The following is a 17,672-nucleotide window of genomic DNA, read 5'->3' as shown; positions in this document are numbered from 1 at the left end:
TGTGCCTAGGTGGCGGTGGCCAGATAGCGCTGCACCGCAGCATCGCAAGTGACGAATGTCACAAAACGGTCATTTTTCAGGTCTTGTTGCGCATCTGCAACAGTGCTGCGCTGCAGCACGTCGCTGCTGAGAGGGGCGGTGAGGGGCGAGATGCTGCTTGCAGTTCCTGCAACGACGAATGCAGGAGAGCGCGATTGACCCGTGCCGCGACGCGCGCCTATGCGAGCGCTAAAGCCGTGCACTTGGGGAGGACCGAGGATGAACAAGCTTTACCCTGACGCAGCGAGCGCCCTCGACGGCCTGCTGTTCGACGGCATGACGATCTGCGCAGGAGGCTTCGGTCTGTGCGGTATTCCTGAACGGCTGATCGATGCGATTCAGGCCGCCGGCACCAAGGATATCACCGTCGCCTCCAACAATGCCGGCATCGACGGCGAGGGGCTCGGCAAGCTGCTCCGGACGCGTCAGATCAAGAAGATGATCTCCAGCTATGTCGGCGAGAACAAGGAGTTCGAGCGGCAATATCTGGCGGGCGAACTCGAGGTGGAATTCTGCCCGCAGGGCACGCTGGCAGAGCGGATGCGCGCCGGCGGTGCCGGCATCCCCGGATTCTACACCAAGACCGGCGTCGGCACGCTGGTGGCCGAGGGCAAGGAAACCAAGGAGTTCGAGGGCGAACTCTATGTGCTTGAACGCGGCATCCGTGCAGACCTGTCGATAATCAAGGGCTGGAAGGCCGATGAGGCGGGGAACCTCGTGTTCCGCAAGACCGCGCGCAACTTCAACCAGCCGGCGGCGACCGCCGCGAAGATTTGCGTCGCCGAGGTCGAGGAAGTGGTGCCGGTCGGCAGCCTCGATGCCGATGCGATCCACCTGCCGGGCATCTATGTGAAGCGGATGATCGTCGGCAGCCCCTATGACAAGAGGATCGAGTTCCGCACGGTGCGCCAGCGCGAGGCCGCGTGAGCGCAGTCGATCCGATGACGCGCCGCTGCCGTGGCCTGGCGCTTGCCGGCACCGCGCTCATCGTCGCGTCGCTGCTGCAGGGCTGCGTCGCCGTGGCGATCCCGGCGGGCGCTGCGGCGCTGGCGGGCGGCAAGCAGGTGCTCGACGACAACCAGGACGAGCGCGAGATCCGCGGCGGTGCCGACAGGCAGGCGCCGGCGCCCGCGCCGATGGCGCCCCCCGGCGGGCTGCCGCCGGTCGCGGTGAGCCAGCCGGGCCCGCCGCCGCCACCGGCTGCACCGGATGCAGGCATGCAGTTCCTGTTCGGATCGGGCGAGGCTGCGGCGCTGGGCAATCAGGCCTACAATGCGCTAATCGCGCGCATCAAGGCGAGCGCGGACTATCGCCAGCTCAACTTCCCCGTCGCGTCGCTGGTGCTGGCGCCGGGCGCCACGCTCGATGCGCCGCAGTTCGTACCGTGCGAGAACAAGCCGCTGGCGATCGTGCTCGACATCGACGAGACCGCGCTGCTCAATGTCGGCTATGAGGATAATGACGCGCGCCACGGCCTTTCCTACAATGAGGAGCGGTGGAAGCGCTGGGAAGCGACCGGCAGCGGCGCGGTGGCGGCAGTGCCCGGCGCGGTCGCGGCGATCGCGGCGGCACGGCGTGCCAACGTCACGCCCGTGTTCATCTCCAACCGCTCGACGCTGAACGCCGAGGCGACGGCGCGGCTGCTCGACGAGGTGGGCCTCGGTCTGCCGCGCAACGGCGATACGCTGCTGCTGCGCCCCGACGGCGCGAGCAGCGGCAAGGATGATCGGCGGGCGATGATCTCCGCGCGCTATTGCGTTATCGCGATGGTCGGCGACCAGCTGGGCGATTTCAGCGATCTGTTTAACGTAGTGGGGATGACGCCGGCGGCGCGCCGTGCCGCTGCCGACAATGATCAGCTCCGCTCGCTGTGGGGCGCCGGCTGGTACATGCTGCCCAACCCGGTCTACGGCACCGCGCTGAAGGGCGGTTTCGACGATATCTTTCCGAAGGATAAACGGTGGGCCGATCCCGCCGGACAGGGAGCGAAGTGATGGCCTGGGACCGCAACCAGATGGCGGCGCGTGCCGCGAAGGAACTCAAGGACGGCTTCTACGTCAATCTCGGCATCGGCATTCCTACGTTGGTCGCGAACAACATCCCCGAAGGGATGGAAGTGACGCTGCAGTCGGAAAACGGCATGCTCGGCATCGGCCCGTTCCCCTATGAGGATGAGGTGGACGCGGACCTGATCAACGCCGGCAAGCAGACGATCAGCCAGCTTCCCTCGTCCAGCTATTTTTCGTCGTCGGACAGCTTCGCGATGATCCGCGGCGGCCATATCGACCTCACCGTGCTGGGTGCGATGGAGATCTCGGAAGGCGGCGACATCGCCAACTGGATGATCCCCGGCAAGATGGTGAAGGGCATGGGCGGCGCGATGGACCTCGTCGCCGGCGTGAAGAAGATCATCGTCGTGATGGAGCATGTCTCCAAGAATGGCGATCCCAAGTTCATCCCGGCCTGCACCTTGCCGCTGACCGGCAAGAATGTGGTGGACATGATCGTCACTGACCTCGCCGTGTTCCAGCGCGCCGACCATGACACACCGTTCAGCCTGATCGAACTGGCGCCGGGCGTGACGGCGGAGGAAGTCGCGGCGAAGACGACGGCGCACTATCTGAGCTGAGTTTCCTTCACGCCCTCTCCTGCGAAGTGCGGGGGAGGGCTTTTGCGAGGCTTACGACAATGCTGTGGCCCGCTCTTCACGGCATAAGTTAGACTGCACTCCTCGCCAGACAGGAGCCTCGCATGCGCGTGCTGTTGACCGGATCGTCGGGACGGCTGGGGCGCGTGCTGGCGCCACGCCTGATCGCCGCGGGGCATCATGTGATCGGGCTCGACGTCGTGCCGGGTCACCATACCGCGGCGCTCGGCAGCGTTGCCGACCGCGCGTTCGTCGATCGGCTGTTCGGCGATCACGGCATCGAGGCGGTGATCCATGCCGGCGGGCTCCATCAGCCCGATATGGCGCGGCTTCCGCGATCGGCGTTCGTGGAGACCAATATCTCGGGCACGCTCAACCTGATCGAGGCCGCCGCGCTTGCCGGCCACGATCGCTTCCTGTTCACCTCCACCACCTCGCTGATGATTTCGGCAACGATCCACCAAGGCGCCGGCGGGACGGCCGCGTGGATCGACGAGGATCTGGCGCCGCTGGTGCCGCGCAACATCTATGGCGTCACCAAGCTCGCCGCCGAGCATCTGTGCCGCCTCGCGCATCTCGACCATGGCATGGGCGTGGTCGTGCTGCGCACCGGGCGCTTCTTCGCCGAGAGCGCGAAGATCGACGGGATCGGCGCGGAAAACCGCATGGCGAACGAACTGCTCCATCGCCGGCTGACGGTGGAGGATGCCGCTGAGGCGCATCTGGTCGCGCTCGAACGCGCGCCCTCGCTGGGGTTCGAGACGCTGATTCTGTCGGCACCGACGCCGTTCGTGCGGGAGGATTGCGCGGAATTGATGACCGATGCGGCGGCATTGATCGCGCATCGCTTTCCGGACGCGGCGGCGCTCTATGCTGCGCGGGACTGGGTTCTGCCGCGCGCGATCGATCGCGTCTATTCCGCGGCGCGGGCGGAGGCGGTGCTGGGCTTCCGCTGCCGCACCGATTTCCGCGCGCTGCTCGATGCGATGGCCGCCGGTGCGCCGCTGCCGTTCGCTGCGGGGGAAGCCGTGCAGCACCGGCAGCTTGAACCTTGTTGACGCGCATAAGCATGGCTTATGGATCGCGCGCGGCTGCTTGTTGGTCGGACCCTCGCGGATGGACTAGCGCGGGATCGCAACGCGACGGGGAGACGATCCGATGACCTACACGCTGATCACCGCCAACCGGAACTACAGCAGTTGGTCGCTGCGGCCGTGGGTGCTGCTGAAGGCGTTGGGCATCCCGTTCGAGGATCACATCGAGCCTTTCACCAAACCGGTCAATTATGAGGCGTTCCGCGATTTTTCCCCTACCGGCCAGGTACCGGTGCTGATCGACGGCGACCGCACGATCTGGGATTCGCTTGGGATCACGCTCTATCTCGCCGAGCGCCATCCTGCGGTGTGGCCGGTGGACGAGGCCGCGCGCGCGTGGAGCTATTCGGCGGTGACCGAGATGCACGCCGGCTTCCGCGAACTGCGCAACCGCTGCACGATGAATGTCGGCGTGCGCGTGGCGCTGCCCGAAATCGGTGACGCGCTGGCGGCCGAGATCGCCCGGCTGGTCGAACTGTGGGAAGACGGGCTGCTGCGCTTCGGCGGTCCCTGGCTGGCGGGTCCCGACTTCACCGCGGTCGACGCCTTCTACGCTCCGGTCGCGTGGCGCGTGCGCACCTACGGGCTGGACGTGGGCGCGCCGGCTGCGGCATGGGTCGAAAAGATGATCGCGCACCCCGCCATGCAGCTTTGGGAACAGGCCGCGCTGAACGAGGCGTGGCGCGAGGACTCGCATGAGGCGGAGATCGCGGCGGCGGGTACGCTGATCGCCGACCATCGGCGGCAGGTCCCGGCCTGATGGCGCGCGCTCCGAGCCATGTGCCGGAGCGCGGTGCCGCAGCGCTGGGCGCGATCGAGGCCGAAGTCCTCAACGAAAAGGTCGAATCACTCGGACGCGCTGGCCGCAAGGCGCAGGATGCGCTGGCGAAGCTCGCCGCGTTCGACGGGGAGGCGGGCAGTGAGGCGTATCAGACGCTGCTCGCGGCGGCGGTCGACGCGGTCTGGGCTTATTCGGTGCAGAGCGAATTGTGCGGGCTTCCCGGCGCCACGCGGATCATGCGCGATCTGGCGGTGCCGCCCGCCGTGGTCGCGCGGCTGGGAATCGTGCCGCCGCGGTAACGATGTGACCGCGGTCACGTGGGTTCGGGCCGCGAATCGCTAGCAGATCGGCATAGGGCGCGGTGATTCGCGCCGATCCATGATCTGTCGAAAGGGTGTCTGCCGTGGCGAGCCTTGCACCGTCGCGTCCGCGGCTGTCCGCCGAGCGCAAATTCTATCTCGGCATGGGTTTCGCCATGCTGATCCTGATCTTCATCGGCTTCGGGCCGAGCTATTATTTCGTCCCCGTTGCGCCCCGCCCGCCAATGGTGCCGATGAGCCCGCTGGTCCATCTCCATGGTGTGGTGTTCAGCCTGTGGGTGCTGCTCCTGATGGTGCAGATCGGGCTGGTCTCCGCCAACCGGCGCGACATCCACATGAAACTGGGGATGCTCGGCCTGCCGATGGCGCTGGCGATGATGGTGCTTGGCACGATCACCGCGCTCCATGGCGTCCACCGCGCCTCCGGGCCGCCGATGATCGATCCACTCTCCTGGCTTGCAATGCCGCTGTGGAGCGTGCCGGCGTTCGGCGGCTTCCTGATCGCGGGGTTGTGGCAGCGCCGCGATCGGCAGGCGCACAAGCGCTTCATGATGCTGGCGATGTTTTCGATGCTGCAGGCGGCGGCAGGGCGCATGCCGATCTTCGCCGGGCTCAGCGGACTGCTGCTGGTGCCGGGCCTGTTCATCATCGCACAGATGGTGTGGGATCGCGTGAGCCTGGGCCGCATCCATTATGTCACCTGGATCGCGCTGGCGGTGTTCCCGCTTTCCACGCTGATCCCGATCTTCACCTGGCGGACCGAAGCATGGCTAGGGTTCGCCCGCTGGGCGTCAGGCCTGGTCGCCTAGCTTCGACTGGTGGCCGCTCGCTTGTCGGTTCAACATGGCCGCACCCATCGATGCGATGTTGCGTCGCCGGTGGCGGCCATGGCGCTTATCATTCCGGCCAATCGTCGGGGCGCCAGTTGCGCGCCGTGTGAATACGCGGAGGATCGTTAAACCAGTGTCATCGTCGTCCAATGCGTAGGCAGTGACATAAGGAAGCCGATTGACCGATTTTTGTAGGTGCCGCTGACGCGACCGGGGTGACCGGTCCCGAATGCGCTCAGATCATTGCCGGTCTCACGTATCCGTTTGGCGACCTGCTGTGCGGCCATGATGTTGTCGCTGGCGATGCGGATGATCTGCTGCTCGAGATCGTCGAGCGCGTCATCTGACCATCGCACATGCCTCATCAGGCCTTGGCGCTCGCGGCCGCGATCGTCGCGTCAATCCGATCCATCGCCTCATCGTTGGGGGGTCACTCTGCCTGCCTTCATGTTGGCAAGTCCCCGCTCGATACCTTCGATGATCTGCAATTCGCGGTTCACATAGGCTTCGACGGCCTCGGCCGCGAGGAATGTCTTGGTGCGCCGCGTGTTTTGCGCGAGGCGGCCGAGCTTTTCCTTAAGATCGGCGGGCACCCCGATCGTTATCGTCGTGCTCGCAGTCATGCCGCGCTCGTCACTGCCCGCTGTGTGCATTGTAACACAATCGCCCGGGCTTGTCTTCCTTATGGCGTGGCGTAGAGACACCGGTGATGCTCCGGCCGCCGCCTCAGCCCGGGCGCCCCGGCTTGCCGAGATAATAGGAGAGCGGGGCGATCGGCCGGCTTGTGGTGGTCGGCCGCATCTGGTCATAGACCACCGCATTCTCCAGCACGCGCTGCACATAGCCGCGTGTCTCGGTGAGCGGGATCGCCTCGATCCATTCGAGCACGTCGACCGAACCGGTGCGCGGGTCGCCATTGGCGCGCAGCCATTTGTTCACATTGCCGGGGCCGGCGTTGTAGGCCGCCACCGCGAGCACATAGCTGCCGCCATAATAATCGAGCATGCGCTGGATATAGGTCGCTCCCAGGCTGACATTATAATCGGGATCGCTGGTGAGTCCGTCCAACCGATAGCTGACGCCGATCCGCGCGGAGGTTTCGCGGGCGGTGCCGGGCATCAGCTGCATCAGCCCGCGCGCGCCGGCATGGCTCATCGCCTCGCGGTCGAACTGGCTTTCCTGCCGCGTGATCGCGTGGATGATGGTCCAGTTCGACTGGTAGGCGACGGGCACGTTCATCCGCGGGAAGCCGGTCTGCGGCATGTCTAGCCCGTTCATCCGCGCGCTGCGGCCGATCATCACGCCAAGATCCGGGCGGCCCATTCGGATCGCCAGTTCGGCGGCGAAGACATGGTCCGCCTCGCTCCTGGCATCCAGCGCGATCGCGCGGACGAAGCGCGTCTGCTGCTGGCGTGCACCGAGTTCGCCGAGCAGCACCGCGGCGCGCACCGGTTCGCGGTTCATCCAGCTGTCGCGCAAGCTGGGCGCCACGAGCGGGGGCGGCACCTGCGGCACGGTGATCGGCCGGCCCAGCCGCTCGGTCGCCAACTGGCCGTAGAACTGGTCGTAATGCGTCGCGGCGAGCGTGTAATAGCGGGTCGCGTCAGCGCCGCGCCCGGCCGCCTGCGCCGCGCGCCCGGCCCAGTAATAGCCCTTGGACTGGGTCTGCGGCGATCGCGCCGCCGTCGCATAGCGCTCGAACATCGGGATTGCGTCCGCGGGCCGGCCGAGCTTTTCCAGCGCGGTCTGCCCGGCGAGCCAGGCGAGGCTGGTATAATCGTCGCGCTCGCCCAGTGGCCGGTCCCGCACCGCGACGCCCGGCGCATAGGCATCGTCGATCTGGCGGGCGATGTCGTAGGCGGTCGTGCTCTGCCCGTCCTTGGCGGCGGCGCGGGCGTGGAGCAGCAGCGCCTCATACCAGGTTTCCACATTCGCCGGGCGGCTGACCAGCGTGCGCGGTTGCGCCAGCCAGGCGCGGGCTGCGGGGAACTGGTTGGTGTTGAGCAGCCAGCGCGCGCGATCGGCGACGAAGCCGGCATCGCTGCGGCCGGTGCCGAGCAGCGCGCTCGATCGCGCCGCGGCGTCGGGCGCGTTGGTGAGCATCGCTATTCGGGCCTCGAACAGCGGCCGGCGCGCGGGCGAGGTGAGGCCGACGACGCGGGCGGCATCCGCCGGCCGCCGGGCCCACAACAGGGTATCAACGCGCGCATCATAATCGAGCGGGGTGAAGGCGCTGCTGTGCGCCGCGATCAGCCGCGCCTCGTCCACCGTCGGCAGCACGCCCGTCGCCCAGGCGGCGCGGGCGGCCTGGGCGGCGCCGGCGCGGTCGCCGGTGGCGGCGAGGGCATCGGCGAAGCGCGCATTGCCGATCGCGGTCAGCGGCGGGAAGCGGCGGAAGAAGGCGGCGACCTGTGCCGGCGAATAGGAGTCGGGGCGGATCGCGCGCTCGGCCGTGCGGCGCATGTCATCCTGCCCCGGCCAGCCGGGGTGCGCCATCAAGAAGGGCGCGATCTGTTCGAAGCCGGCGCTGTCATTGCCCGACAGCCGGCTCCATTCGACGACCGCCTCGGCGAGCGGATCGGTACGCACGGTGCTGCTGGGCATCAGCGCACCGCCCACCCCCATGCGCGCGCGATACCAGCCGCGTTGTTCGGGGCTAAGCGTCTGCGCCAGCGCCGGTGAGGCGGTGGCGGCGGCAAGCGCGACGCCGATGGCGAGGCGCGCAAGCATGCTGGACAGCCGGGGGGGTGCGTCCCTATCAGGCGCGACGACGAGGAATGGGGCGTTCATGCCCCCGTTATGGCGCGGGCGTGCCGCGCGGTGAAGGAGCAACCTGATGTTTTCCGGCTCGATACCGGCCCTGGTGACGCCGTTCCGCGACGGAGCGTTCGACGAGCCGGCTTTTCGCGCCTTCGTCGACTGGCAGGTCTCCGAGGGATCAAGCGCGCTGGTGCCGTGCGGAACCACCGGTGAATCGGCGACGATGACGATCGCCGAGCATAATCGCGTCGTTGAGGTGTGCGTGGAGCAGGCGGCGGGGCGTGTGCCGGTGATTGCAGGCTGCGGTTCGAACGACACGATGACCGCGCTGGAGCATATGGAGGTCGCCAAGGCGAGTGGTGCGGCCGCCGCGCTGGTAGTCGCGCCCTATTACAACCGGCCTAACCAGGAGGGCGTCTACGCCCATTTCGCCTATCTGGCGGACAAGTGCGACCTGCCGATCATCCTCTACAACGTGCCGGGGCGCACGATTACCGACATATCGGTTGAAACGATGATCCGGCTGTCGCGCATTCCAACGATCGTCGGCGTCAAGGATGCCAGCGGCAATGTTGCGCGCGCCTCCGCGCAGCGCATCGGCTGCGGCACCGATTTCTGCCAGCTGTCGGGCAATGACGACATGACGCTGGGCTTCATGGCAATGGGCGGTGCCGGCTGCATCTCGGTGACGGCCAATGTCGCGCCGCGGCTGTGCGCCGAATTCCAGGCCGCCTGCGCCGCGGGTGACTGGGCACGCGCGCTGGACCTGCAGGACAAGCTCTATCCGCTCCATGCCGCCTTGTTCACCGATGCTTCACCTGGCCCGGTCAAATATGCGCTGGGCCGCGTCCGCCCGGACATGTCGACTGATCTGCGCCTGCCGATGACTCCGCCCTCCTCGGCGAGCCGGGCTGCGGTGGATGCGGCGCTGGCGATTGCCGGGCTGGTCTAAGTTTTCGTTCTGAATCCGTGATGGCGCCGGTGAAATGCCGGCAACAAAATCCTAGATAGTCAAGATGGCCCGTCCCAAACCCGCTACGTTCGAAAAGGTGAAGACCGTTGCCGAGAACCGGCGCGCGCGTCACGACTATTTCCTCGAGGATTTCTTCGAGGCCGGCATTGCCCTGACCGGCACTGAGGTGAAGTCGCTGCGCTTCGGCGAGGGATCGATCGCGGAAAGCTATGCCGAGGTGAAGGATGGGCAGGCGTGGCTGATCAACGCCAACATCCCCGAATTCAGCCATGGCAACCGCTTCAACCATGAGCCCAAGCGCCCGCGCAAGCTGCTGCTGCATGAGCGCGAGATCAACAAGATGACCGTTGCCGTCGGCCGCGAGGGGATGACGCTGATCCCGCTCTCAGTCTATTTCAACCCGCGTGGCCGGGCGAAGGTGGAACTGGCGCTGGCGAAGGGCAAGAAGTTGCACGACAAGCGCGAAACGGCCAAGCAACGGGATTGGAAGCGCGAACAGGCCCGCGTGCTCAGAGACCGCGGCTGATGCGCCAGGAGAGCGGGGGCTTCTTCGGCTGGGTCAACCGCAACGCGCCGACCCGCGAAAGCTTCGAGAAGAACCGCTTCTTCCGGCCGTTCGCTCCTCGTGTACTCGCGCCCGAACTGTGGCGCTTCACCCGACGCTCGGTGCCGCGCGGCGTGGCACTCGGTTTGCTCGTCGGCATCTTTCTGCTGATACCGGGGGTGCAGATCGCCGGCGCGGCGCTGCTCGCGCTGCCGTTTCGCGCCAACATCCCGATCGCCGCGGCGATGACCTTCCTCTCCAACCCGCTGACGACGCCGTTGATCCTCGCCGCGTCGGTCTATCTTGGCAATCTGATCCTCGATGTCGGCGCGGATGTGGGCCGGCTGATGTATCTGATCGAACATGGCGCCTCGATCGGCCAATGGGCGGCCTGGCTGTTTTCGGAAGCGGCGCCGGCGCTGCTGTTCGGCCTCGCGCTGATCTCGCTGATGTCGGCGGCGGTCGGCTATCTGATCGCGGTATTCGCGTGGCGGCTGTGGGTTGGCCGCAAGTGGAATCGGCGCGCGCATTACCGGCTGATCCGCGGCCATTGAGCGCTCGGCCGCCGCTTTTGGGCGGGCTGCATATTGACTGCCCGTCGCGCGCGGCCGAAGGCTGATGACCCGCATGGCCCCGCCCCCGCCCGATCCCGCCCGCACCATGCCGTTCGCTGAGCGGGGGAGCGCCAATGGCCTGACGCTCGCCGCAGTCGCTGGCGGTGCACTCGCCTCCGCCACCCTGATTGGCTGGGCGGTGGGGGACTTGCGCTTCGGCGCGGGCATGCTTGCGCTGGTGATCGCGGCGGCGATGCTGGTCTGGCTCTACGGCCGGCTCTATCCGAACCTTCCCGATGAGGTCGTGGTTGCCGACTGGGCGCTGGTGCGCGCGGCCGCCGACGCGGCGGGTGCGGCTGTGGCCGTTACCGACCGCGCGGGGCGGCTGGTCTGCGCCAGCGAGATGTTCGGCTACTGGTTCCCGGGCTTGGAAACGCCACCGGGATTGCCCGTGGGTGAGGCGGCTATCGAACGGCTGACCGCCGCCGGCCGCTCTGCGTGGCGCGACGGGAGCGGTGCCGCCGCATCCTTCCGCCACGATGGTTCGGACATTGGCGTCGCGGTGCAGCGTGCGGGGCAGGGGGAGGATCATCTCGTCTGGCGCTTCAGCCGCAGCAGTGGCGCGCAGGATCTTGCCGGGCAGGCGCAGGTGCTGATCGGGGGCGATGGCGGGCAGCGGCTGGGTGCCGCGGGGGTGATGGGGGCGATCGTCGACGGCGAGGGGCGCATCCTTGCCGCTAATTCCGCCTTCGCCACCCGCGCCGAGCGGCGTGCGGACGCGTCGCTGATCGGCGCCGAATTCGTCCGGCTGCTCACCGCCGATCGGGGCGGCGTGATCCGCTTCGCGCGGGAGGGCGCGCAGGGCGTGCCGCTGCGGATGATCCAGGTGCCGCTGGACGGGGAGGGGAGCGCCACCTTGCTCCTGATGATAGACGATCCGGTTGGGCCCGGTGCCAGCGCTGGGGCCGCTTCGGGCCATATCCAGACCTTGCTGGCGATGCTGCCGATGGGCCTGGCGCTTGCCGACCGCGACGGGCGATTCCTGTTCTTCAACGATGCTTTCGTGCAGGCGGCGGGGATCGATACCGCCAGCCCGCCGCTCTATCCCGGCGATCTCGTCGTCCGCGAGGACAAGGCGGCGGTCGCCGACGCGGTTCACCGCTTCGCCAGTGGCCGCGCGCTTTCGGGCGACGTCGCCGTGCGCCTTGCGCATCTGCCGGACGAGCCGGTGGCGCTGACCATCGCCGGCGCGCGCGGTCTGGGCGATGCCGCGGTGCTGCTCAGCCTGAAGGACAGCAGCGAGGAATCGCGGCTCAAACGCCAGGTCGCGCAGGCGACGAAGATGCAGGCGGTGGGGCAGCTCGCTGGCGGCGTCGCGCATGATTTCAACAATGTGCTGACTGCGATCATCGGCCATTGCGACCTGATGCTGATGCGCCACACCCCGGGCGACAGCGATTATGACGATATCCAGCAGATCAAGGCCAATTCTAACCGCGCCGCGAGCCTGACCCGCCAGCTGCTCGCCTTTTCACGCCAGCAGACGCTGCGGCCGCAGACGCTGCAGCTGCCCGACACGATCTCGGAAGTCTCCAACCTCCTCAAGCGTCTGCTGGGCGAAACGGTGACACTGGTCGTCAAGCATGGCCGCGATCTGGGGCCGGTGCGCGCCGACCCGGGGCAGCTCGAGCAGGTGATCGTCAACCTCGCCGTGAACGCGCGCGATGCGATGCTGCCGCGCGGCGGCGGCACACTGACCATCCAGACCTTCGCGGTTTCCGCGGCTGAAGTGCGCCGCATGGCGACCGACATGCTGCCGGTGGCCGACTATACGGCGTTCAGCGTGGCGGACACCGGCACCGGCATTCCGCCCGAGATATTGCCCAAGATCTTCGAACCCTTCTTCACCACCAAGGAGGTCGGCAAGGGCACCGGGCTGGGGCTTTCCACCGTCTACGGCATCGTCAAGCAATCGGGCGGGTCGATCTTCGCGGACAGCCGGCCGGGGCGCGGCACCGAATTCGTGATCTACCTGCCGGTCCACCGCGTTGATGCCAAGGTGGAGGCGCGCGCAGCACCGCGGCAGCGGCTGGGCGAGCTGTGGGGCAGCGGCACCGTGCTGCTGGTGGAAGATGAGGGGATGGTGCGCAGCGTCACCGAACGCGCGCTCGCCCGGCATGGCTATACCGTGCTGACGGCGGAGAATGGCGAGGAGGCGCTTGAGATCCTCGACCGCGGTGGCCAGATCGACCTGCTGATCTCGGACGTGGTGATGCCGGCGATGGACGGCCCGACGCTGGTCAACCACGCGCGCCGGCGCATGCCCGATCTGCCGATCCTATTCATGTCCGGCTATGCCGAGGAACAACTGCGCCGATCGATCGACATTGCCAATGTCGGCTTCCTGGCCAAGCCCTTCTCGATGCAGCAGCTCGCCGAGGCGACGCGCGAGCGGTTGAGTGCTTGACGTGCCCCCCGCGACGGGAAAGGGGAGCATAATTCAGATCAAGGAATCCGGATCCGTTCCGATCTATGGTCGAAAGGGCCGGAACGACGGTCGCCAACAAAAAGAGGCAAGATGGCCACCCCCCAGACGTTTCTGATCATTGAGGATGAACCACTCATCGCGATGATGCTCGAAGATTTCCTCGAGGCACTCGGCCATCGGGTCGCCGGTACCGCCGATACGGTGTCGGACGCGATCAGCCAGGTTGACGGCGCGACCTTCGACGCCGCAATCCTCGACGTCCATCTGCGCGGTGAGGCGTGCTGGCCGGTGGCGGACGCGCTGGTCGATGCGGGGCGGCCCTTCCTGCTGGCGACGGGCGGCGTCGTTGGAGAGACGCCGACGGCACATCGCGCCGCGCCGGTGCTGGCGAAGCCGTTCACGATCGATTCGGTCGAACGTGCGTTGAACCAGCTCACGCAGGATCAGCCTGGGCAGGGCTGACACGCGGGCTCGGCCGTATATTTTTCCGTGAAAGTTCCCCTCTTGTTCCGGTAGAACAAATCGGATACTAGGTTGCCACCGCGTTGAACGGTTCGCGCGGAGCGACTACGGGAGGCTTGGCCCATGGCAGCTCAACTTCGGGTCATCGGCGCGGATTCGGCGGGAAATATGGACAGGCAGAAAGCACTCGAAGCAGCATTGGCGCAGATCGATCGCGCCTTCGGCAAGGGCTCGGCGATGAAGCTGGGCAGCCGGGAAAAGATCGAGATCGAAGCGGTTTCCACCGGCTCGCTCGGGCTGGATATCGCGCTCGGCATCGGCGGCCTGCCGCGCGGGCGCATTATCGAGATCTTCGGGCCCGAATCGTCGGGCAAGACCACGCTGGCGCTCCACGCGATCGCCGAGGCGCAGAAGACCGGCGGCACCGCCGCCTTCATCGACGCCGAACATGCGCTCGATCCGGTCTATGCCAAGAAACTCGGCGTCGACATCGACGAACTGATCGTCAGCCAGCCCGACACGGGTGAGCAGGCGCTGGAGATCGCGGACACGCTGGTGCGTTCCAATGCGATCGACGTGCTGGTTATCGATTCGGTTGCGGCCCTGGTGCCGCGCGCTGAAATCGAGGGCGAGATGGGCGACAGCCATGTCGGCCTGCAGGCCCGCCTGATGAGCCAGGCGCTGCGCAAGATCACCGGTTCGATCAGCCGTTCGCGCTGCACCGTGATCTTCATCAACCAGATCCGCATGAAGATCGGCGTGATGTATGGCAGCCCCGAAACCACGACGGGCGGCAACGCGCTGAAATTCTATGCGTCGGTCCGTCTCGACATCCGCCGCACCGGCCAGATCAAGGATCGCGACGAAATCGTCGGCAACACCACCCGCGTGAAGGTGGTTAAGAACAAGGTGGCGCCGCCGTTCAAGCAGGTGGAATTCGACATCATGTATGGCGAGGGCGTCTCCAAGACCGGCGAAGTGCTCGACATCGGCGTGAAGGCCGGCCTCGTCGAGAAATCGGGCTCCTGGTTCTCCTATGATTCGATCCGGATCGGCCAGGGCCGCGAGAACGCGAAATCCTATCTGCGCGACAATCCCGAAGTGATGACGCGTCTAGAAAAGGCGATCCGCAGCCGCACTGAGAAGGTCGCGGAAGAGATGATGGTGGGACCCGAGGCGGACGACGATCTCTGAGCCTGACGAGGCCAGGGACACGAACCCCGTTTCAAGCACTCGAGGCCCGTCGCGTCATCGGACGCGGCGGGCCTTGTTGTATCTATGGTTGAGGGCCGAAGCCGTCGGAACGCTTAGGCGGCGAGCCAGCTTTCGAGGTCGGCGCGGGCACGTGCAGTATATTGCATCTTGCGATCCGCCTTGCGCTTCTTGCCCTCGACCGGCGGGAACAGCCCGAAATTGACGTTCATCGGCTGGAAGGTCTCCGCCTCCGCGCCGCCGGTGATATGCCCCAGCAGCGCGCCCAGCGCGGTCGTGACCGGTGGCGCGTTGAGCGTGGTGCCCGCCAGTTCGGCGGCGAGGAAGCGCCCGGCGAGCATCCCCACGGCGGCGGATTCGACATAGCCCTCGCACCCCGTGATCTGGCCGGCGAAGCGGACGTTGGGGCGCGAGCGCAGCCGCAACTCGCCGTCGAGCAGCTTGGGGCTCTGGATGAAGGTGTTGCGGTGCAGCCCGCCCAGCCGCGCGAACTGCGCGTTCTCAAGGCCTGGGATGGTGCGGAACAGCCGCACCTGCTCGGCATGCTTCAGCTTGGTCTGGAAGCCGACGATGTTCCACAAGGTGCCCAGCGCATTGTCCTGCCGAAGCTGGACCACCGCATGTGGCCAGCGCCCGGTACGCGGATCGTCGAGCCCCACCGGCTTCATCGGGCCGTGGCGCAGCGTATCCACCCCGCGCTCCGCCATCACCTCGATCGGCATGCAGCCGTCGAAATAGGGCGTGTCGCGCTCCCATTCCTTGAATTCGCTCTTCTCACCTTCCAGCAGCCCGGCGATGAACGCCTGGTATTGCTCGCGGTCCATCGGGCAGTTGATGTAATCCTTGCCCTCGCCCTTGTTCCAGCGTGACTGGAACCAGGCGACGTCGAAATCGATGCTGTCGCGATGGACGATCGGCGCGAGCGCGTCGAAGAAGGCCAGCGCATCGGTGCCGGTCTCCCCGGCAATCGCGGCGGCGAGGGGGGCGGCGGTCAGCGGCCCTGTGGCGATGATCGCCGGCCCCTCGGGCAGCACGTCGACACGCTCACGGACGAGTTCGATCAGCGGGTGCATTTCCACCGCCCGCGTCACCGCATCGCAGAAACCCTCGCGATCGACCGCCAGCGCGGAGCCCGCAGGCACGCGGTGCGCATCGGCGCTGCTCAGGATCAGCGATCCCATCGTCCGCATCTCGGCGTGCAGCAGGCCCACCGCGTTGCTGTCGGCATCGTCGGAGCGGAAGCTGTTCGAGCAGACCAGTTCAGCGAGCCGGTCGGTCTGGTGCGCCGGCGTGCCTTCCACGCCGCGCATCTCGGACAGGCGCACGCGGAAACCTGCCTGGGCGAGCTGCCATGCCGCCTCCGACCCCGCCAGACCGCCGCCGATGATATGGACCTGATGCGCCGTCACGCCGTAACCTTACCTGTCTAGACTATCGATTCCACCGGCCGCCCGTCCGGCGACCAAGCGGTGGGCCATAGGCCAATGCGGCGAAGGAGGCGAGGATGATCGATCATGTGGGCTTCGCGGTCAGCGATCTGGGGAAGTCACGCGCCTTCTATGAGGCCGCACTGGCGCCGCTGGGGATCAGCTTGCTCATGGAAGTCGGCCCCCAACTGACCGGCGGCAGCGGCACCGCGCTCGGCTATGGCAGGGATGATCACCCCTTCTTCTGGATCGGCGACAATGAGCGGGTGGGCGAGGGCACCCACATCGCCTTCACCGTCGATGATCGCGCGTTCGTCGATGCCTTCCACGCGGCCGCCCTCGCCGCCGGCGGCACCGACCATGGCGCGCCCGGCATCCGCCCGCATTATCATCCTAACTATTATGCGGCGTTCGTGCTCGATCCGGACGGGATCAATGTCGAGGCGGTGTGCCATCAGCCAGCGGCCGGTTGACAGCGAAGCTGCCGCCAGCCAATGAGGCGGTCGCGCATGCGGGTGTAGCTCAATGGTAGAGCAGAAGCTTCCCAATTATCAGCCACCCGCCGCTTTTCAATGACTTAGGTCTTTTTTTCATTCCGACTTTGCCCCTTTTCCGGCGCATCGTCGGAATGGCGGTCTCGTCGCAACAAAGAGGCAAGGCATGACGGAGGATGAACGGAAAGAGCTCTACTGGTCGTTGCTTAAAGGCTTGGCAAAGGAGGCTCAGGATCGCATGTGCGCCGCCAACCGATCGCACGATTGGTCAAACTGGCACCGTAGCGAGATCCGCCATGATGAACCGCTCGGCTATCCGAAGTTCATTAGCGACCCCGCAGAGCTTGCACGCGAGATGAACCGTCCGATCCGGATCAGGAGTGATCGCTACTGCTATAATTGCGGCAAACGAGAAACTCTTTAGATCGAGCAGCAGCCCGCCGTTGAGCGCTTGCCTCACTCAGCTTCACAAACGCCCGGAAACGCGCTCAGCGCCAGCCGCAGCCCGAATGCGCCCTATTTCGGCTTGCCGGTCTCACCCTCGCTCGCGCGGACCTGTTCCTGCAGCGCGATGAAGTCGTTGCGGATCTGGCCGGCGACGTCATAGAGCCCGGTCGCGCCGACCAGGCACTGGCCGCCGCTGATTTTCGCCTTACCGGTTGCGGGATCCACCGTCCGCGGCATCGCCGGCAGTTCCGCCGGCGTCACCAGCAGCGCGCGGTCGATCGGAATTCGCGGCGTCGGCAGCGCGATCGAGGAGCTGCACGCCGTCAGCGTCGATGCAATCATTGCGATAAACAGGGCGGTCGATGACGGTGGGCACTTCACGATAGATCTCCCTCATTGTCCCTTGCCGCGCTTGCTCCCGCTCGACGGACGCCAGCCGCAGCTTCCCCATTTCGATCTCGGTATCGCGCCGCTTTGCGTCGGCTGCGGCCACCTGTTCGAGCATTTCTGCCCGCACCGCATCGCGACCGACGTCGCGGCCGAAGAAAAATGCCCCGATCGAAAGCGCCAGCGCCCCGATCGTGCCACCCCCGACAAGCC

Annotated in this window: 21 protein-coding genes; 16 read left to right on the top strand and 5 right to left on the bottom strand. The window is 66.5% G+C overall.

What is annotated here, in order from left to right:
* Positions 1-5: 5 nt before the first annotated feature.
* Positions 6-266, bottom strand: coding sequence for a hypothetical protein (locus FHS96_RS24940; protein ID WP_429598333.1), 261 nt, complete (start codon positions 264-266; stop codon positions 6-8).
* Between FHS96_RS24940 and FHS96_RS24935 the strand changes: the two genes are divergently transcribed.
* The 8 genes from FHS96_RS24935 (at position 259) to FHS96_RS24900 (ending at position 6,058) form a co-directional block, all read left to right on the top strand.
* Complete coding sequence (locus tag FHS96_RS24935; RefSeq protein WP_429598331.1) at positions 259-966, top strand: CoA transferase subunit A; 708 nt, start codon at positions 259-261, stop codon at positions 964-966. The genes FHS96_RS24940 and FHS96_RS24935 overlap by 8 nt on opposite strands.
* Positions 963-2,033 (top strand): HAD family acid phosphatase, encoded by a 1,071-nt coding sequence (locus FHS96_RS24930; RefSeq protein WP_429598329.1) that lies wholly within the window; start codon positions 963-965, stop codon positions 2,031-2,033. The genes FHS96_RS24935 and FHS96_RS24930 overlap by 4 nt, the downstream gene beginning before the upstream one ends.
* Positions 2,033-2,668 (top strand): 3-oxoacid CoA-transferase subunit B, encoded by a 636-nt coding sequence (locus tag FHS96_RS24925; RefSeq protein WP_429598327.1) that lies wholly within the window; start codon positions 2,033-2,035, stop codon positions 2,666-2,668. The genes FHS96_RS24930 and FHS96_RS24925 overlap by 1 nt, the downstream gene beginning before the upstream one ends.
* A 122-nt stretch (positions 2,669-2,790) precedes the next feature.
* On the top strand, positions 2,791-3,744 hold the full coding sequence (locus FHS96_RS24920; protein ID WP_429598325.1) for an NAD-dependent epimerase/dehydratase family protein: 954 nt from the start codon (positions 2,791-2,793) through the stop codon (positions 3,742-3,744).
* 100 nt (positions 3,745-3,844) lie between these two features.
* Positions 3,845-4,540 carry a glutathione S-transferase family protein gene (locus FHS96_RS24915; RefSeq protein WP_429598323.1) on the top strand — a complete coding sequence of 232 codons (696 nt, stop codon included), beginning with the start codon at positions 3,845-3,847 and terminating at the stop codon, positions 4,538-4,540.
* Complete coding sequence (locus FHS96_RS24910; protein ID WP_429598322.1) at positions 4,540-4,860, top strand: DUF6665 family protein; 321 nt, start codon at positions 4,540-4,542, stop codon at positions 4,858-4,860. The genes FHS96_RS24915 and FHS96_RS24910 overlap by 1 nt, the downstream gene beginning before the upstream one ends.
* A 104-nt stretch (positions 4,861-4,964) precedes the next feature.
* Positions 4,965-5,690, top strand: coding sequence for a hypothetical protein (locus tag FHS96_RS24905; protein WP_429598320.1), 726 nt, complete (start codon positions 4,965-4,967; stop codon positions 5,688-5,690).
* A 236-nt stretch (positions 5,691-5,926) separates the two neighbouring features.
* Positions 5,927-6,058, top strand: a complete 132-nt coding sequence (locus tag FHS96_RS24900; RefSeq protein WP_429598318.1) for a hypothetical protein — start codon at positions 5,927-5,929, stop codon at positions 6,056-6,058.
* A 69-nt stretch (positions 6,059-6,127) separates the two neighbouring features.
* On the opposite strand, the gene FHS96_RS24895 is transcribed toward FHS96_RS24900, so the two are convergent.
* On the bottom strand, positions 6,128-6,334 hold the full coding sequence (locus tag FHS96_RS24895) for a CopG family ribbon-helix-helix protein (RefSeq protein ID WP_429598316.1): 207 nt from the start codon (positions 6,332-6,334) through the stop codon (positions 6,128-6,130).
* A 103-nt stretch (positions 6,335-6,437) separates the two neighbouring features.
* Positions 6,438-8,441 carry a lytic transglycosylase domain-containing protein gene (locus FHS96_RS24890; protein ID WP_429598314.1) on the bottom strand — a complete coding sequence of 668 codons (2,004 nt, stop codon included), beginning with the start codon at positions 8,439-8,441 and terminating at the stop codon, positions 6,438-6,440.
* Positions 8,442-8,547: 106 nt separating this feature from the next.
* On the opposite strand from FHS96_RS24890, the gene dapA reads away from it, so the two are divergent.
* The 6 genes from dapA to recA all read left to right on the top strand — a co-directional run bounded on the left by dapA (position 8,548) and on the right by recA (position 14,686).
* On the top strand, positions 8,548-9,423 hold the full coding sequence (gene dapA / locus FHS96_RS24885; RefSeq protein ID WP_429598312.1) for a 4-hydroxy-tetrahydrodipicolinate synthase: 876 nt from the start codon (positions 8,548-8,550) through the stop codon (positions 9,421-9,423).
* Between the two features lie 64 nt (positions 9,424-9,487).
* On the top strand, positions 9,488-9,970 hold the full coding sequence (gene smpB, locus FHS96_RS24880; RefSeq protein WP_429598310.1) for an SsrA-binding protein SmpB: 483 nt from the start codon (positions 9,488-9,490) through the stop codon (positions 9,968-9,970).
* Positions 9,970-10,542, top strand: coding sequence for a DUF2062 domain-containing protein (locus FHS96_RS24875; protein ID WP_429598308.1), 573 nt, complete (start codon positions 9,970-9,972; stop codon positions 10,540-10,542). Before smpB ends, FHS96_RS24875 begins: the two co-directional genes overlap by 1 nt.
* Before the next feature lie 106 nt (positions 10,543-10,648).
* A complete protein-coding gene (locus FHS96_RS24870; protein WP_429598395.1) occupies positions 10,649-13,009 on the top strand; it encodes a hybrid sensor histidine kinase/response regulator in 2,361 nt (786 codons plus the stop codon).
* Positions 13,010-13,120: 111 nt separating this feature from the next.
* Entirely contained in the window at positions 13,121-13,492 is a 372-nt protein-coding gene (locus FHS96_RS24865; protein WP_429598306.1) for a response regulator, read from the top strand.
* A 123-nt stretch (positions 13,493-13,615) separates the two neighbouring features.
* Entirely contained in the window at positions 13,616-14,686 is a 1,071-nt protein-coding gene (gene recA, locus FHS96_RS24860; protein WP_429598304.1) for a recombinase RecA, read from the top strand.
* 113 nt (positions 14,687-14,799) lie between these two features.
* Here recA and trmFO read toward each other — a convergent pair whose 3' ends face one another.
* Positions 14,800-16,113, bottom strand: a complete 1,314-nt coding sequence (gene trmFO / locus FHS96_RS24855; protein WP_429598302.1) for a methylenetetrahydrofolate--tRNA-(uracil(54)-C(5))-methyltransferase (FADH(2)-oxidizing) TrmFO — start codon at positions 16,111-16,113, stop codon at positions 14,800-14,802.
* A gap of 95 nt (positions 16,114-16,208) precedes the next feature.
* Here trmFO and FHS96_RS24850 point away from each other — a divergent pair, with 95 nt between their 5' ends.
* Entirely contained in the window at positions 16,209-16,604 is a 396-nt protein-coding gene (locus tag FHS96_RS24850; protein WP_429598300.1) for a VOC family protein, read from the top strand.
* A 187-nt stretch (positions 16,605-16,791) separates the two neighbouring features.
* A complete protein-coding gene (locus FHS96_RS24845) occupies positions 16,792-17,049 on the top strand; it encodes a hypothetical protein (RefSeq protein WP_429598298.1) in 258 nt (85 codons plus the stop codon).
* 92 nt (positions 17,050-17,141) lie between these two features.
* Here FHS96_RS24845 and FHS96_RS24840 read toward each other — a convergent pair whose 3' ends face one another.
* Entirely contained in the window at positions 17,142-17,453 is a 312-nt protein-coding gene (locus FHS96_RS24840; protein ID WP_429598296.1) for a hypothetical protein, read from the bottom strand.
* Positions 17,454-17,672 lie beyond the last annotated feature (219 nt).

The sequence above is a fragment of the Sphingomonas zeicaulis genome, from assembly GCF_050433225.1.
In the GTDB taxonomy this organism is placed as follows: Bacteria; Pseudomonadota; Alphaproteobacteria; order Sphingomonadales; family Sphingomonadaceae; genus Sphingomonas_D; species Sphingomonas_D zeicaulis.
Note: the sequence above shows the minus strand (reverse complement) of the source record. Positions and strands in the feature narration are given on the sequence as shown.